The organism is Dyella thiooxydans (genome assembly GCF_001641285.1).
Classification (GTDB): Bacteria; Pseudomonadota; Gammaproteobacteria; order Xanthomonadales; family Rhodanobacteraceae; genus Dyella_A; species Dyella_A thiooxydans.
In genome coordinates this window covers 202,974-219,979 of sequence record NZ_CP014841.1, presented here as the reverse complement: position 1 = coordinate 219,979, position 17,006 = coordinate 202,974, and the positions used below count along the sequence as shown (strand labels likewise).

Annotated in this window: 11 protein-coding genes; 5 read left to right on the top strand and 6 right to left on the bottom strand. The window is 69.4% G+C overall.

What is annotated here, in order from left to right; translation table 11 throughout:
* Nucleotides 1-48 precede the first annotated feature (48 nt).
* Entirely contained in the window at nt 49-1,419 is a 1,371-nt protein-coding gene (locus ATSB10_RS00950; protein WP_236886466.1) for an NfeD family protein, read from the bottom strand.
* A 156-nt stretch (nt 1,420-1,575) separates the two neighbouring features.
* On the opposite strand from ATSB10_RS00950, the gene ATSB10_RS00945 reads away from it, so the two are divergent.
* Entirely contained in the window at nt 1,576-2,235 is a 660-nt protein-coding gene (locus tag ATSB10_RS00945; RefSeq protein WP_063670011.1) for a response regulator transcription factor, read from the top strand.
* 34 nt (nt 2,236-2,269) lie between these two features.
* Entirely contained in the window at nt 2,270-2,842 is a 573-nt protein-coding gene (locus tag ATSB10_RS00940; RefSeq protein ID WP_063670010.1) for a cysteine hydrolase family protein, read from the top strand.
* Nucleotides 2,843-2,924: 82 nt separating this feature from the next.
* Here ATSB10_RS00940 and ATSB10_RS00935 read toward each other — a convergent pair whose 3' ends face one another.
* The 3 genes from ATSB10_RS00935 to ATSB10_RS00925 form a co-directional block, all read right to left on the bottom strand.
* On the bottom strand, nt 2,925-6,248 hold the full coding sequence (locus ATSB10_RS00935; protein WP_063670009.1) for a hybrid sensor histidine kinase/response regulator: 3,324 nt from the start codon (nt 6,246-6,248) through the stop codon (nt 2,925-2,927).
* Between the two features lie 787 nt (nt 6,249-7,035).
* Nucleotides 7,036-8,073 (bottom strand): extracellular catalytic domain type 2 short-chain-length polyhydroxyalkanoate depolymerase, encoded by a 1,038-nt coding sequence (locus ATSB10_RS00930; RefSeq protein ID WP_157468964.1) that lies wholly within the window; start codon nt 8,071-8,073, stop codon nt 7,036-7,038.
* 82 nt (nt 8,074-8,155) lie between these two features.
* Nucleotides 8,156-10,366: a TonB-dependent receptor gene (locus tag ATSB10_RS00925; protein ID WP_063670008.1), complete on the bottom strand. Its 2,211-nt coding sequence runs from the start codon at nt 10,364-10,366 to the stop codon at nt 8,156-8,158.
* Between the two features lie 205 nt (nt 10,367-10,571).
* On the opposite strand from ATSB10_RS00925, the gene ATSB10_RS00920 reads away from it, so the two are divergent.
* The 3 genes from ATSB10_RS00920 (at nt 10,572) to typA (ending at nt 15,265) form a co-directional block, all read left to right on the top strand.
* On the top strand, nt 10,572-11,969 hold the full coding sequence (locus ATSB10_RS00920) for a GntP family permease (RefSeq protein ID WP_063670007.1): 1,398 nt from the start codon (nt 10,572-10,574) through the stop codon (nt 11,967-11,969).
* A gap of 292 nt (nt 11,970-12,261) precedes the next feature.
* Nucleotides 12,262-12,957, top strand: a complete 696-nt coding sequence (locus ATSB10_RS00915) for an alpha/beta hydrolase family protein (RefSeq protein WP_063670006.1) — start codon at nt 12,262-12,264, stop codon at nt 12,955-12,957.
* 478 nt (nt 12,958-13,435) lie between these two features.
* A complete protein-coding gene (gene typA / locus ATSB10_RS00910; RefSeq protein ID WP_063670005.1) occupies nt 13,436-15,265 on the top strand; it encodes a translational GTPase TypA in 1,830 nt (609 codons plus the stop codon).
* 72 nt (nt 15,266-15,337) lie between these two features.
* Here typA and dsbG read toward each other — a convergent pair whose 3' ends face one another.
* Nucleotides 15,338-16,096, bottom strand: coding sequence for a thiol:disulfide interchange protein DsbG (gene dsbG / locus ATSB10_RS00905; RefSeq protein WP_063670004.1), 759 nt, complete (start codon nt 16,094-16,096; stop codon nt 15,338-15,340).
* Nucleotides 16,093-16,947, bottom strand: coding sequence for a TlpA family protein disulfide reductase (locus ATSB10_RS00900; RefSeq protein WP_063670003.1), 855 nt, complete (start codon nt 16,945-16,947; stop codon nt 16,093-16,095). The genes dsbG and ATSB10_RS00900 overlap by 4 nt, the downstream gene beginning before the upstream one ends.
* Nucleotides 16,948-17,006 lie beyond the last annotated feature (59 nt).

Genomic DNA, 17,006 nt, shown 5'->3' with positions numbered 1-17,006 from the left:
ATCTCCATCCGTTACAGGAAAGCCGCCGGCGGACCGGCGGCGCATCGATCAGGCCGGCGCGACCCACAGCAGCAGGCCGTTCCGGCGCAGTACCCGCACGTGCGCTCCCGCGGGCAGCGCAACCTCGGCGCGTACCCGCCAGCGCTCGCCCAGCACCCGAGCCCAACCCTCCGCGCCGGGTTCCAGCGCCGCCAGCAGCTCGCCTTCGGCATCGCGCAGGGCATCGTCGCCGCTGATCCGCCGCGCGCGACGCGCGGCAAGCACCAGCCACAGCAGCAGTGCCAGCAACAGCGACGCGGCCACCGCGATCCCGGCGATCACCCCGATGTTCACCGCATACCCCGGTGTTCCCGAATGCATCAGCATGACCGACCCCAGCACGAACGAAATGACCCCGCCGACACCGAGCGCGCCGATCGTCGGCGTCAGTGCCTCGGCCACCAGCAGGCCGATACCCAGCGCCATCAGCGCCAGCCCGGCGTAATTCACCGGCAGCAGCTGCAGCGCGTAGAACGCCACCAGCAGGCAGATCCCGCCAACGATGCCGGGCAGCATCGCGCCCGGATGCAGCGCCTCCAGCAGCAGGCCGAAGATGCCGGCGAGCAACAGCAGATAGGCGATCGTCGGATCGGTGATGACGGACAGGAAGCGGACGCGAGCCCCTGGCGCGAAATCGCGCACCGTGGCGCCGCGCAGGTGCAGAGTCACCTCGCGCTCGCCGACCCGCACGGTGCGGCCGTCGGCCTGGGCCAGCAGGTCGGGCAGGTCGGTGGCGATGAGGTCGATCACCCGCTGCTGCTTCGCCTCGGTCGCGGTCAGCGTGGCCGCTCCACGCACCGCCTGCTCCGCCCAGGCCGCATTTCGGCCGCGCAATTGCGCCAAGGAACGGAGGTAGGCGATGGCGTCGTTGAGCACCTTGTGCGTCTCGGCATCGCCGCCGGGCCCGGCGAGCGACGACGGCGAACCGGATGAGGCCGCGCCCGCGGGGACGGGTGTGGCCTTCGGCAGCGGCAGCGGCGTGCCGCCGCCCAGGGACACCGGCGTCGCCGCCCCGAGGTGCGTGCCCGGCGCCATCGCCGCGAGCTGCGCGGCGTAGAGGATGTAGGTGCCTGCCGAGGCGGCCCGTGCCCCGCCCGGCGCCACGTAGACCAGCACCGGCACCGGGCTGGCCAGCATGTCGGCGATGATCTCGCGCATCGATCCGGCCAGCCCGCCCGGGGTGTCCAGCTGCAGCACGATCGCGCGGGCGCCGGCAGCAACCGCCTGGCGACTCGCGTCATGGACGTATTCCGCGGTGGCCGGACCGATCGCCCCGTCCAGCGCGATCCGCGCCACCATCGGCGGGGCGTCCGCCACCGTCGCGGCGCGCACGGCCGATGCCATGCCGAGCAGCAAGGCCGCGATCGACAGCAGTGACATCGGGTATCGCCACATCCCTGCCATGTCCGTCGTCCTCCGGGCGCCTCGACACTACCCCGAGCGTAGCGCGTCGAGTGTTCAGAAGCAGATAGCGCGGGAGCTGGACGTGACGATCCACCCTCGACGGCACCGGCGGGCCCGGCTACCGTTCGATGGATGACCCGCCTGCTGATCGCCGACGACCACCCGCTGTTCCGCGCTGCCCTGCACCAGGCCGCGGCCGGCAGCGTGGCCGGCTGCACGGTGCTGGAGGCAGCCGATCTGCACGGCGCGCTGGAAGTGCTGCGCACGGATGCCGACATCGACCTGGTGCTGCTCGACCTGCACATGCCCGGCAGCCAGGGGCTGACCGGGCTGGCCGCGCTGCGCGGCCAGCATCCGGGTGTGGCCGTGCTGGTGGTATCCGCGCACGACGAACCGCGGGTGATCCGCCGCGCGCTCGACCACGGCGCCGCCGGCTTCATCCCCAAGAGCGCCAGCCCCGCCGAGATCGGCGAGGCGATCCGCTGCGTGCTCGACTGCGGCACCTGGCTGCCGCCGGCGCTGGCCGAGAGCGTGGCCGCCCTGCCCGCCGACCCGGCCGACGGCGATCTGGCCGCCCGGCTCGCCAGCCTCACCGAACAGCAGTACCGCGTGCTGGTGCTGCTGGCCGACGGCCTGCTCAACAAGCAGATCGCCGACCGGCTGGCGATCCAGGAGCGCACGGTGAAGGCGCACGTCACCGCGATCTTCGAGAAGCTCGGCGTGCGCAACCGCACGCAGGCCAGCGGCGTGCTGAAGGCACTGGAGCTGGGCGAACCCGCGCGGGTCGTCTGATTCACCCCTCATCCCCCGACGAAGGAGACTACCCATGACCGACGCCTCCCGCGCCGACACCGCCCTGCTGTTGATGGACCTGCAGCCCGGGATCCTTGCGAACTACGCCGACGCCGACTACCTGCCGCGCATCCGCCGCGCGCTGGCCGCCGCCCGCCACGCCGGACTGCCGGTGATCTGGGTCCGCGTGGCGTTCCGCGACGGCTACCCGGAAGTGTCGGCCGACAACGCGATCTTCGCCGGCATCCGCGGCAGCGGCCGCCGGCTGGAATCGACCGAAGCCGCCGGCATCCATCCGGACCTGGCAGTGCAGCCGCAGGACGTGATCGTCACCAAGCGGCGCATTGGCGCATTCGCCGGCAGCGACCTGGACGTGGTGCTGCGCGGTGGCAACATCCGCCACCTGGTGCTGGCCGGTGTCTCCACCAGCGGCGTGGTGCTGTCCACCGTGCGGCTCGCCGCCGACCTCGATTACCGCCTCACCGTGCTCGCCGACGGCTGCATGGACGGCGATGCCGAGGTGCATCGCGTGCTCACGGAAAAAGTGTTTCCGCGCCAGGCCACCGTGCGAACGATCGACGACTGGATCGGGCACGTCGCCGCCTGACACTCCCCTGTAGGAGCGCACCCTGTGCGCGACGGCTTGTCCGCCGCCGGCACAGAAGACCATTCGCGCACAGGGTGCGCTCCTACACCGGGGCCTGCTGTGCGCTGGCCACACGCTGCAGCACCTGGCGCAGGGCCAGCGGCTTCAACGGCTTGTGCAACACCACCGCGCCGAGATCCTGCAACCGCTGGCGCAGTTCGCTGTCGCGGTCGGCGGTGAGGATCACGGTCGCGACGTCCGCGTGACGCTCGCGCAGCTGCACCCACACGTCGATGCCGGTGCGGCCGGCGTCCAGGTGGTAATCGAGGATCTGGATGTCCGGCCGCCACGGCGCGGCCAGCGCCTGCTCGGGCTGTCGCGCCGCATGCACCTGCCAGCCCCAGCCGGCGAGTAGATGCTCGAGCGCCGCCAGCGCTGCCGGCTCGTTGTCCAGCACCAGTGCACGGCCCGATGCCACCGGCAGCAGCGAGGACACCGGCGGCACGGCCGGGCGCATCGGCCGCGCCAGCGGCAGCACCAGATGGAACACGCTGCCGCGCCCCGGCGTGGAACGCAGGCCCAGCGGATGCTCCAGCAGCGCCGCCATGCGCTGGGCGATCGACAGGCCCAGACCCAGGCCCTGCCCGCCCGCCGCGCTGCCGCGTCGGAACTCCTGGAAGATCAGCTGCTGTTCCTCCGGCGCGATGCCCGGGCCGGTGTCCCACACCTCCACCCGCACCATGCCGCCACGACGGCGCACGCCGAGCAGCACGCGGCCGCACTCGGCATAGCGCAGCGCGTTGGAGAGGAAGTTCTGCAGTACCCGGCGCAGCAATTGCGGGTCGGTGCGCACCCAAGCACGGGTGGCCACGGTGTCGAAGCGCACGCCACGGTCGCGGGCGATCGCCCGGAACTCCGCGGCCAGCGGGTCGAGTACCTCGGCCAGTGCCAGCTCGCGCGACTGCGGGTGCAGGCGGCCGCCCTCCAGCCGGGCGATGTCGAGCAGGCCGGCGAGCAGGCCTTCGGTGGCCGCCAACGCACCGTGGAGGTGCTGCGTGGTGGCGGCATCGGCACCGCGCTCGGTGAGCGTATGTGCGAACAGCTGCGCCGCGTGCAGCGGCTGCATCAGGTCGTGGCTGACCGCGGCGAGGAAGCGGCTCTTCGCCTCGTTGGCGCGCTGCGCCTCTTCCGAGGCCTGCACCAGCGCGCGGGTGCGCTCGTCCACGCGCTGCTCCAGCGTCTCGTTGATGCGCTTGAGTGCCCGTTCGGCCTGGCGGAACGCGGTGACGTCGGTGAAGGTGGCGACGAAGCCGCCGCCGGGCATCGGGTTGCCGCGGATCTCCACCACGGTGCCGTCGGGAAAGCGCCGCTCGGACAGGTGCCGCGTGCCGGAGCGCATGTGCTGCAGGCGGCGCTGCACGCGCGCCTCCAGCGTGTCGGCGTCGAACACCTCGCCGACGATGCCCAGCGCCACCGCGTAGCGGGTCAGGTCGGCCACCGGCCGTCCCACCTGCAGCAGCTCGGACGGGTAGTCGAAGAGGCTGGCGTAGCGCGCATTCCAGGCCACCAGCCGCAGCTCGGCGTCGACCACGCAGATGCCCTGGCTCATGTTTTCCAGCGCCGCCTCCAGCACGCGCTGGTTGAAGCGCAGGTCCTGTGCCGCCTCGCCGACGATGGCCGCCACGGTGTCCAGGTCGCCTCGGCCCTGCCGGTGCACCACCTCCAGCAGCAGACGGGCCGACGCCGCGCCGATCACCGCGGCCAGTTCGTGCTCCACCTCGGCCATGCGTGCCGCACCCGCCGGCCCCTGCGCCGGCGACTGCGCGAACAGGTGCTCGACCCGCTCCGGCGGCAGGAAGCGCACCGCCAGCGCGCGCAGCTCGGCCACGCCGACGTCGCCGACCCCGGATGCGCCGGTCGCCTTGCCGTAGCGGGTACCGGCGACCCAGCCGATCACCGCCACGTTCACCGCCAGGCTCAGCACCACCGCGCGACCGAGCCGGCTCCAGTCGCCCAGCCCGAGCAGATGATCCGGCCCCAGCCAGTCCAGCCCGAACGGCCCGGCCAGCAACCACCCTGGCGCCTCCGGCAGCACCACCGGCAGCAAGGTGTAGAACCACACCACGGTGCCGAGAGCGAGCCCGGCGAACACCGCGCGCGGCCCGAGCTGCGGCCGGTACACCGCCACCAGCAGGGCCGGCGCCAGCCCGGCGAGGGCGGAGAAGGAAATCGCGCCGATGTCCGCCAGCGCGTCGTTGCGCGCCAGCACGCGGCTGTAGCCCCAGGCCAGCAGGACCACCGCGAGGATCGCCACCCGGCGCTGGATGAGCACCTGCCCGCGCAGGTCGCCACGCTCGCCGCGGCCCCAGCCGGCACGCACGCGCAACGGCGCGATGAAGTGGTTCACCACCATCAGGCTCAACGCCAGCGTCGCCACCACCACCATGCTGGTGGCCGCGCTCAGGCCGCCGAGGAAGGCGACCAGCGCCAGGCCGTGCTGCTCGCGCGCCATCGGCAGCGCCAGCACGTAGAGATCCGACGGCACGCCCTGCGGCCCCAGCCAGGCATCGCCGAGCTTCGCCAGCGGCAGGATCGGCAGGGCGATCAGCACCATGTACAGCGGAAACAGCCAGCGTGCGGTGCGCACGTGGCGCTCGTCGCGGCACTCCACCACGCCGGCGTGGAACTGGTGCGGCAGGGTGAACATCGCCAGCGCGCCGAGCAGGATCAATGCCGGAAAGCCGCGACTGTCGTGCGGCACCGGCATCGGTGGCGGCAGGTTGGCCGGCAGCGGCGCGAACAGCAGCGTGCCCAGCGCCAGCATCGCGCCCAGCTTGAACAGCGACTCGAACGCCATCGCCAGCACCAGGCCGCGGTTGTGCGCCGTGGTCGCCGCCCGCCGGGTGCCGAACAGCATCGCGAACAGCGCCATCAGCAGCGCCACGTACAGCGCCGAATCCTGCCACGGCTCGGATTCCCCGAGCTGGCCGCGGTTGAGCGTGGCGTAGCTCATCGCCACCGCCTTCAGCTGCAGCGCGATGTACGGAACGATGCCGATGATGATCACCGCGGTGACCAGCGCCGCCAGCCCGGCGTGGCGGCCGAGGCGCACCGAGACCAGGTCGGCGATCGAGCCGGCGTTGTACTCGCGCGCCAGCTGCACCAGCCGCTGCAGCACGGTGACGGCGAGCAGGTACATCAGGATCGCGCCGACGAAGGTCGGCGGCAGCCACCAGCCGGAGCGGCTGGCCTGGGTGACCGTGCCGTAGAAGGTCCACGAGGTGCAGTGGATCGCCAGCGACAGCGCGTAGACGATCGCCCAGCGCTTCTCCAGCAGATGCGGTCGACGCTCGCCGAACTGGGCCACGCCGAACAGCAGGCCCAGCCACAGGAGCGCTGCGGTGGCGATCAGGGGGGTGCTCAGCATGACTTGTGTGCCTTGGGGAGCCACTTCAGTCGCGACGACGCCGGATTCCTCCAAGGCCTCGAAGCAAAAAGCTTTCGTCCTCCTGCGGAGGGCGAGTCACTTTCTCTCGCTTGCCCGAGAGAAAGTAACCAAAGAGAGGGGCACCCCGATGGCGCGCCCTGCGGGCATCCTGCCCTCCGGGTGCGCGGGTGGGTTCCGGGGGTTCGCCGACAGGGCTCCTGCCCTGACGTCGAACTGGCTCGCATCCATGCGAGCCCCCCCTGCGGGGCCTCTCCTACACCCACCCGCCGCGCCATAGGGGCCCCGGATAGAGCAGCGCGCCCCCAGCGCACACTTCTTAAAAGAGCCAGAGCAACAGCAAAGCATCGCTTTGCGGTTGCTTTGCTGTTGCTCTGGCTTTTCAGCCTTTCGGCTTTCCACCGAGTGCGGGCCAGGATGGCCCGCTGCCCTACCCGGGGCCCCTGTGCGGCGGTGAGGTGGGGACGACAGGCCGCGTAGCGGTCATCGGCACGGACGCCGATGACTTTTCGCCCGGACAGGAGTCCGGTCGAAAAGCCCGACCCCGCCTCACGGACTTGCCGCCCATGGATGGGCGGCAAGCGCCAAGCGGGGTGTCGTTTTCTCTTGGTTACTTCTCTTTTGGACAGGCAAAAGAGAAGTAACTCGCCCTCCGCAGGAGGACGAAAGCTCCTCGCTCTGAAGCCTATGGCTCCAAATGGAGCGAGAGCGTCACGCACAGGGTGCGCTCCTGCAGCCCGACGAAAATGCGGGCGGCGGCAGGCCGCCATCAGTGCCCCGCGGGCAACCCAAGTGCGCGCACGGCGTTGGCCAGCCAGCGCAGCTGCACGCCCTGGCGGGTGTCGTAGTCGGAGCCGGAGTATCCCCACCAGTCCCAGCATGCCTGCGGATTCAAGGGCGCGAAGCTTGCGCGGGTCTGAGGATAAAGCACCGCCACGCCGTAGACGTCGGCCCAGCGGTTGAAGCCGGCATCCTTCACGAACGCCTCGCCGATCGCATCCGCGTTCTGCTTGCAGCCGTGCAGCGCCACCACCAGGCCGCAGGGCTTGCCCGCGGCGCAGGCCGGCGGCAGGTAGAGATACCCCTTCGCCGCCAGCAGCGCATCCTTGCCGTCCGGGCGCAGCGCGTCCTGGTCGAAGCTGCGCAGCGTGCCCTGCGCCTCGGTCGCCGCACGGGCCGGCGCGCCGAACAGCTGACGGAAAATCTCGCCCGCCGCATCGAAGCCGCAGTGGCCGAGATACGGCGACACGGACTTGTCGCAGTCCTCCCCGGAGGCGGCCACCGGCAGGTTGTGCGCGAACGCGCGGCCGCCGTCGTCGACCACCTGCATGCCGGCCAGCGCAGGCGAGCCGGCCTTCAGCTGCTGATAGAACTGCGCGCCAGCCTCGGCCACCGCCGGCGCCACCGTGGCGTCGTCGCGACCGTGCAGCAGGTACACATGCGCCCCGGCCAGCGCATCGAGCGAGCCGAGCTGGCCGGCCGCCGCGCGCTTGCGCGCACTCGCCACCAGCGCGGCCACGTCGATCGCCGGCGCGCCCTTCATGCAGCTGGACAGTGCGGTCTGCAGGTTGCCGCCGGCGCAGCCGTAGGGACCGCCGGCGACCATCGCCGCATCGTGGAACAGTTCCGGATAGGCCAGCTGCGCCTGGGTCGCCATGTAGGCGCCGGACGAGAGACCGACCACGGCGGTGCGCCCGGCCTCCAGGTGCAGCTTCGGCAAGCCGCCGTCGTCGTGCGCGGCACAGGCCGCGGCGGTGCCGAACAGCAGGCCCAGGGCGGTCAGGCGCAGGCGGTGGAGCATGGACATGGCGAATCCTCTCGATCCGGAAAAACAACGGCCCGCGCGACCGGGGAGCGCTCGCGCGGGCCCTTGAGGCGGGGAGACTGCCTCAGAACGTGTAGCGCGCGCTCAGCGTGACCATCCGCGGGGCACCGTAGAAACCGGTGATGATGCCCAGCGAACCGATGTTGTAGCCGGTGGTGCGGTACGACTTGTTGGCCAGGTTGGTGCCCTGCAGGCTGAGGCTCCACGGCTGGTCGATCTGCCAGATGATGCCCGCATTCCACAGCCCGTAGGCGCCCTGGGCGATCAGCGGCGACAGCGTCGTCTCCGGGTACACCATGGTCTGGTAGGTGTAGTTCACGCGGGCGGTCAGGCTGCCGCCGTTGCCGACCGGGCGGGTGTTCTCCAGCGACAGGCCGCCGGACCACTTCGGTGCGTTGGTGAACTTCTGCTGGTCGGCGATGTTGACGCCACCGCTGAGGAACTCGGTGTATTTCGTATGCAGGTAGGCGAAGTTGCCGCTGAGCGTCCAGCCGTCGGCCGGCTTCCAGGCGAACTCTTCCTCCAGGCCGTCGATGTGGCCCTTGCCGGCGTTGGTGAAGTCGCCGAAGAAGCCCTGGCTGCCGTTGGGCAGGGTGTACGAGGTGAACACCGACAGCTGGATGTCCGAGTACACGTTGCGGAACAGCGCGGTGTTCATCATCAGCGCGTCGTCGAAGAAGGTCATCTTGCTGCCCAGCTCGTACGACTGCACCTTCTCGTCCTTGATCGGGCGGCACGAGGTCGGGATCGCCGTGCAGTTGGCGCGGATGTTGTAGCCGCCGGAGTGGAAGCCGGTGCTGTAGCTGGCGTAGAGCTTGACGTTGTCGTTGACGCTCCAGTCCAGCGAGACCTTCGGCGAGGCGTTGTTGGTGGTGTGCGAGCCGGAGAAGTTGGCCGCCACCGAGATCGGCGTGCTGAAGGTCTCGTCGGCGTAGCCGTAGTTCTGGATCAGCGCGCTCTTGGTCTCGCGGGTCATGCGCACGCCGACGTCGAGGCTCCAGCTCGGATTGATGTCCCAGGTGAAGTCGCCGTAGGCGGCCAGGCTGCGCGTGCCGATGCGCCCGCCGGTGCTGCCGTAGAGCGAGTAGCCCAGCGTGCTGTAGGGCGGCGAGCCGAGGAAGATGTTGTGGATCTGGCCGCTGGCCGAGCCGTTGAAGTAGTACAGGCCGGCCACGCCGTGCAGGCTGCCGCCGGCGTCGTAGTTGGCCTGCAGCTCCTCGCTGAACTGGTGGTCCTTGTACATCGCGGTGACGTCGGCGATCTTCTCCGGCAGCGTGTCGAAGTCGATCGCGGTGTCGGTGTGCGAGCCGCGCACGGCGGTCACCGACTTCAGCGTCCAGTCGCTGCTGGCGACCCAGTTCAGGGTCAGGCCGGTGCCGTACAGCGTGGTGTTGTTGAGCTGGGCCATGCCGCCGCGGGTGTCGAAGTTGCTCGACAGCGGCGCGTAGGCCGGATCGAACTTGTTGGCGATCAGCATCTTCGCGCCGCGCGGGTTGGAGTTGTCGCGCACGCCGTCCACTTCGAGCTGGGCGTTGAAATGGTCGCTGGGGAAGTATCCGATCGTCGCCCGGGCCGAGTTGGTGTTCTTGTTGCCGTTGCGGCTGCCGGTGTTGAGGTTCTTGCCGAAGCCGTCGTTGTGCTCGCTGGCGACCGCGGCACGGCCGCGCCAGACCTTGTCCGCACTGGCGCCGCCGATACTGGCCTTGATGTCCTTCTCGCCGTGGGTGCCGGCGGTCACTTCCACCGCGCCCTCGGTCTTGGTCGGCAGCGGATTGGAAACGTACTTGATCGCGCCGCCGATGGTGTTCTTGCCGTACAGGCTGCCCTGCGGACCGCGCAGCACCTCGATCCGGCTGACGTCGAACACGTCCAGCACCGCGCCCTGCGGGCGGGCCACGTAGACGTCATCGAGGTAGATGCCCACCGCCGGGTCGAAGCCCCAGGTCGGGTCGGCCTGGCCGATGCCGCGGATGTAGGCGGTCAGCGTGGTGTTGGAACCGCGCGCGGCATAGATCTGCAGCGACGGTACCTTGCCCTGCAGGTCGGCCAGGTTCTGCACGTTCTGCTTTTCCAGCGACTGCGCGGTGAACGCGCTGACCGCGATCGGCACGTCCTGCAGCGTCTCCTCGCGCTTGCGCGCGGTCACCGTGATCTGGTCGAGCTGCTTGGCCTTGTCGACGCTCGGCGCACCTGCGGTGTCCTGCGCGTGCAGCACGGGGCTGCCGGACAGGCCGATCACCAGGCCGATCGCGAGACTGAGATGCGTGCGCTTCATGGTTTCCCCTTCCCTTCGGTGAGCTGGTCGCCTCGGGGGCGACTCGCGTGGACGCAGCCATCGACGATGGATGCCTGTTGGCTGGCAAGCCTAGGCAGCGGAGGGCGCCGTCACACTTGTACCTTCGTACAGTGCCGATGGCGGCGGGGGGTGCGGATACTGCGGACCCCATCGTGATCCACGCCACCGCCGAGGAACCGCAAGGATGGCCTTCCTGATCGTGCTCGCCGCGCTGTGCTTCCTGATGTTCGCGGCGTACCGCGGCTACAGCGTCATCCTGTTCGCGCCGCTCGCCGCGCTGGGCGCGGTGCTGCTGACCGAACCTTCGCTGGTCGCGCCGATGTTCACCGGCCTGTTCATGGAGAAGATGGTCGGTTTCCTGCGACTGTACTTCCCGGTGTTCATGCTCGGCGCGCTGTTCGGCAAGCTGATCGAGCTGTCCGGCTTCTCCAAGGCGATCGTGGCGGCGACCATCGGCCTGGTCGGGCGCAGCCGCGCGATCCTCTCCATCGTGCTGGTGTGCGCACTGCTGACCTACGGCGGCGTGTCGCTGTTCGTGGTGGTGTTCGCGGTGTACCCGTTCGCCGCCGAGCTGTTCCGCGCCAGCGACATCCCCAAGCGGCTGATCCCCGGCACCATCGCGCTGGGCGCGTTCACCTTCACCATGGACTCGTTGCCGGGCACGCCGCAGATCCAGAACATCATCCCCACCGCGTTCTTCGGCACCACCGGCTGGGCGGCGCCATGGCTGGGCACGATCGGCGCGGTGTTCATCCTCATCGTGGGCCTGAGCTACCTGGAGTGGCGCCGCCGCCAGGCCGCCGCGGCCGGCGAAGGCTATGGCACCGACCTGGTGAACGAGCCGGCGCCGTTCGAGCACGGCAAGCTCGCCCACCCGCTGCTGGCGGTGCTGCCGCTGGTGCTGGTCGGCGTGGTGAACAAGCTGCTCACCGACCTGATCCCGCGCCTGTACGGCGCCAGCAGCTCGTTCCTGCCGGCAGTGATCGGCACCCCGAAGCCGGTGGTGCAGGAGACGGCGAAGATCGCCGCGATCTGGGCGGTGGAAGGTGCGCTGCTGGTCGGCATCCTGTGCGTGCTCGCCGCCGCCTGGAAACCGGTGACCCGCCGCTTCGCCGAGGGCAGCAAGGCGGCCGTGGGCGGTGCGCTGCTGGCCTCGATGAATACGGCGTCGGAATACGGCTTCGGCGCGGTGATCGCCGCCCTGCCCGGCTTCAAGCTGGTCGCCGACGGGCTGCGCGCGATCCCGCATCCGCTGGTCAACGAGGCGGTGTCGGTGACCGCGCTGGCCGGCATCACCGGTTCGGCCTCGGGCGGCATGAGCATCGCGCTGGCGGCGATGGCCGACACCTTCATCCACAACGCCCAGGCCGCCGGCATCCCGATGGAAGTGCTGCACCGCGTGGCGGCGATGGCCTCCGGCGGCATGGACACGCTGCCGCACAACGGCGCAGTGATCACCCTGCTGGCGGTGACCGGCCTCACCCACCGGCAGTCGTACAAGGACATCTTCGCGATCACCGTGGTGAAGACGCTGGCGGTGGGCGTGGTGATTGCGGTGTATGCGATGACGGGGCTGGTGTGAGCGCCACCCGCGGCTCGTATAGAACCTGCTCGTATAGAACCTGTAGGAGCGGCTTCAGCCGCGATGCTCTTGCTCCTGATGCACAACTGAAGCCTGGAGCATCGCGGCTGAAGCCGCTCCTACAGCAAGCTTGTTGAACCTTGATGCCGCGGCACTAAAAGCCAACCCCCCCCCCGCCCGACATCCCTCCCCCGGCGCCCACCACGCCGCGATGTCGCTACCGATCCGGCACCGCGCACCCGCGCGGCGCCATCCGCCTCGTCACCGAGGCCCGTAGCGAAGGAGGAAAGACATGATGTCGATCAAGCACGTCCTGCTCGCCCTGCTGCTCCTGATACCCGCCACCGCGGCCCACGCCGTCTGCCACGACACCGTGGTGATGGTCCACGGCAACACCGGCAGCCCAAGCGACTTCGTCAACACCTACAACCTGCTGCGCCAGAACGGCTGGAGCGACGCGCAGATCGTCCGCCCGTCCTGGGGCGACCCTTACTGCGCCGCCTGCAACGACCACAACGGCAGCGAGGAGACGCCGGTGAAGAACGCGATCTCCAGCGCCATCGCCGGTTCGTGCAGCGGCAGGATCGACGTGATCGCGCACTCCATGGGCGTGACCCTGGCCATGCGCGAGATCGACAAGCTCGGCGTGGCTTCCAAAGTGGACACCTTCATCGGCATCGCCGGCGCGGTGCATGGCCTGTGGAGCTGCGGGGTGTACCCGTACAACGTGCTCACCAGCACCTGCGGCACCTACGGCCTGTCGATCGGCAGCCCGCTGCTGGAGTCCTTTGCCGGGCACCGCTACGGCACGCACATGTACTCGTTCAAGTCGTGGATCGACGAGATCAACTGCTACGGCGGCGTGTGCACCGTCGATGGTGTGCATACCTCGTCGATCCCCGGCGAGGACGCCAGCTTCGACTACCCCTACGGTCACTACCAGCTGCTCTGGTACACCGCCGCCGACCAGATGGCGCTGATCCGGTAGGAGCGCACCCTGTGCGCGACCGGCCTCCCGCCACCCGACGAAGCGCGTTCGCCCACAGGGTGGGCTCCTACCGAAAAGGCCCTGGCCCCGTAGGAGCGCACCCTGTGCGCGACCAGCCTCCCGCCACCTGACGAAGCGCGTTCGCCCACAGGGTGGGCTCCTACAGAAAAGCCCCGGCCCCGTAGGAGCGCACCCTGTGCGCGACCGGCTTCCCGCCGCCCGACGAAGCGCAGTCGCCCACAGGGTGGGCTCCTACAGAAAAGGCCCCGGCCCCGGTAGGAGCGCACCCTGTGCGCGACCGGCTGCGCCAGCCTGAATCGCCCGATCCCCCGGCCTTGGGCGCACCGGGTGGCCGGCGCCGCCTGAACCGCCCGGCGCGGCGGCGCAGCAATCTGTCACACAAGCCCGTATAATCCGGCGGTTATTCCTTCAGCCCACCCTTCAGGCGGCCCCCATGGCGCCCGCCGAGCCTTTACCCATGTCTATCGAAAACCTGCGCAACATCGCCATCGTCGCCCACGTCGACCACGGCAAGACCACCCTCGTCGACCAGTTGCTGAAGCAGTCCGGCACCCTGGCCGAACGCACCGTGCTGGCCGAGCGCGTGATGGATTCGAACGACCAGGAAAAGGAGCGCGGCATCACCATCCTGGCGAAGAACACCGCGATCACCTGGAACGGCAACCGCATCAACATCGTCGACACCCCCGGACACGCCGACTTCGGCGGCGAGGTGGAGCGCGTGCTGTCGATGGTGGACACCGTGCTGATCCTGGTCGACGCGCTGGACGGCCCGATGCCGCAGACCCGCTTCGTGACCCAGAAGGCGTTCGCGATGGGCTTCAAGCCGATCGTGGTGATCAACAAGATCGACCGCCCGGGTTCGCGCCCGGAGTGGGTGGTGGAGCAGGTGTGGGACCTGTTCGACCGCCTCGGCGCCACGCCGGAGCAGATGGACTTCCCGATCGTCTACGCCTCGGCGCTGAACGGCTACGCCTCGCTGGACGAGAACGCCCGCGAAGGCGACATGACCCCGCTGTACGAAGCGATCATGCAGCACGCACCGAAGCCGGAAGTCGACCCGGACGGCCCGTTCCAGATGCGCATCAGCCAGCTGGACTACAACAACTTCGTCGGCGTGATCGGCATTGGCCGGATCCAGCGCGGCACCCTGAAGAAGAACATGCCGGTGGCGATCATCGACCGCCACGGCAAGAAGCGCCAGGGCAAGGTGCTGCAGGTGCTGGGCTTCCTCGGCCTGGAACGGATCGAGCAGGACAGCGCCGAAGCCGGCGACATCGTCGCCATCTCCGGCATCGCCGACCTGACCATCTCCGACACCGTCTGCGCGCTGGACACCCCGGAGGCGCTCCCGGCGCTGACCGTCGACGAGCCGACCATCTCGATGACCTTCCAGGTCAACAACTCGCCGTTCGCCGGCAACAAGGACCTCTCCGGCGGCAAGTTCCTCACCAGCCGCCAGCTGAAGGACCGCCTCGAGCGCGAACAGGTGCACAACGTGGCGCTGCGCGTCGAGCAGGGCTCGGATGCGGACAAGTTCCTGGTCTCCGGCCGCGGTGAGCTGCATCTGTCGGTGCTGATCGAGAACATGCGTCGCGAAGGCTACGAGCTGGCCGTGTCGCGTCCCGAGGTGATCATCAAGGAGATCGACGGCCAGAAGATGGAGCCGTTCGAGCAGCTGGTGGTCGACGTGGAAGAGATCCACCAGGGTCCGGTGATGGAGCGCCTGGGCATCCGCAAGGGCCAGCTGAAGAACATGGAGCCGGACGGCAAGGGTCGCGTGCGCCTGGAGTACATGATCCCGGCGCGTGGCCTGATCGGCTTCCAGAACCAGTTCAAGACCCTCACCCAGGGTTCGGGCCTGCTGTTCCACGTGTTCGACCATTACGGTCCGAAGGAGGAAGGCCAGATCGCCAAGCGCCAGAACGGCGTGATGATCGCCAACGCCGCCGGCACCACTCCCGCCTACTCGCTGGGGCCACTGCAGGAGCGCGGCAAGCTGTTCGCCGCCGAAGGCGACAACGTGTACGAAGGCCAGCTGGTCGGCATCCACGCCAAGGACAACGATCTCACCGTCAACGCGATCAAGCCCAAGCCGCTGACCAACATGCGCGCCTCGGGCAAGGACGACGCGATCCAGCTGTCCCCGGCGATCAAGTTCTCGCTGGAGCAGGCACTGGACTTCATCGACGACGACGAGCTGGTCGAGGTCACGCCGAAGGAGATCCGTCTGCGCAAGAAGCACCTCACCGAGAACGACCGCAAGCGGGCCTCGCGCGGCGGCTGACCGGGTTTTCCGGTCCGCTCCGCAAAAAAGCCGCCCCAAGGGGCGGCTTTTTCGTACCCGGAACGGCCAGGCCTACTTGCCGAAGATCGCGTCCAGCATGTCCGGCGGCGGCATGCCGTCGGACATGCGGATCTTGCCGGCCGCGTCCTTGTAGATCACCGCGGGCGTGCCGGTGACGCCCAGCTGGTCCATCAGGGCCGCGTTGTCATCCAGCTTCTTCGCCGTCGCCGCGGAGACCTTGGCCAACGGCTGCACCGGGCTGTTGCCGAAGTGCTGCTCGTGCTGGCGCAGGGTGGCGGCCGGATCGGATGCGTCCAGCACGGCGGCGGCGCGTGACTCGCTCTTCGGCGCGATCACCGCGACCATCACGTAGCGCACCTGCAGGTCACCCTTGGCCAGCTTCGGCTGGATCGCCGCCCACAGGTGATGGCAGTACGGGCACTCGGTGTCGTTGAACACGTAGACGATGCGCGACGCCTTCGGCGAGCCCTCGGCGATCCAGGTCGACTTCTCCAGGCTGTTCCAGGTACCGGCGTCGAACACGGGCCGGCTGGCCTCGGCCATCGGCGCCTGGGTGAGGTCGTGCCCGTTCTCGTCGAACATCTCGCCGACGAAGGCATGCTTGCCGTCCGGCGGCACGTAAAGCGGCACCAGATGACCGCGGTAGCTCGCCAGATAGGCGCGGTAGCCATCGGGGGCCGGCAGGCTGCCCTTGATCTCCAGGCCCATCTTCTGCTGCAAGGCCTGCACCGGCGCCGGGTACTTGGGCACATCCTGTGCCTGGGCACAGGCGCTCAGCAGCAGGGCCAGGCCCAGCAAATGAAACTTCATCGGGCTACTCCAGGGTGGATCGGCGCCGACGGGGCACCGGACAGAATGAGCCGCATCTCGGCGGCCAGGGTGGCCGGCGACAGTGCTCCGACATGCATGCTACGCAAAACGCCGCCGGCATCGAAGAACAACGTGGTCGGAAACACCCGGGCGTTCATCTGCTGCGCCAGCGACTGGGCGGGATCGACCAGCATGTGGTCCGCCTGCAGGCCGCTGGCGACGAGAAAGGCCTTCACTTCGGCAGCCGACTCGCCCTGGTCGACGAACACGAAGCGCACCTCCGGGTGCGTCCGCTGCGCCTCCACCAGCACCGGCAACTCGCGCCGGCACGGCGGGCACCAGGTCGCCCACAGGTTGAGCACCACCGGCTGGCCGACAAAGGCGCGCAGGTCCACCGGACGGTCGTCCAGGTCCTGCAGGGTGAGCGCCGGCAGCGGCGCGTGCATGGCCACGTCCAGCCGCTCCACGACGAGCAGGCCGAAGCCCCAGACCAGCAGGCCGGTTGCCAGCGAAGCCGTCAGCGGCAGCCGCAGCATCGGTCGCCGCCAGCCTAGGCCCAGCGCGCCGAGAACCAGCGCCGCCACGCCGGCCCACAGGGAGAAACCCGCATCGCGAGGATCGATCACGCTCAGCGGTGCGTCGGCGTACTGCGGCCACCAGCGCACCACGAAGGCGATTCGCGCCACCAGCAGTGTCAGTACCAGCAACGCCCACAGCGCCGGCTCGACCCTGGCGCGGCCACGCCGGTGCAGGAATGCCGCCACCGCCAGCGCGGTGACGACGCCCGCCACCAGCAGCACCGTATCCAGCGACCACGCCAGCGGACCGATCGATACCACCGGGGCAGCCATCAACACATCCCCCCGACCGCAGCGGGCCAGCGCAGGTGGAGGGCCGCACCGACGCACGG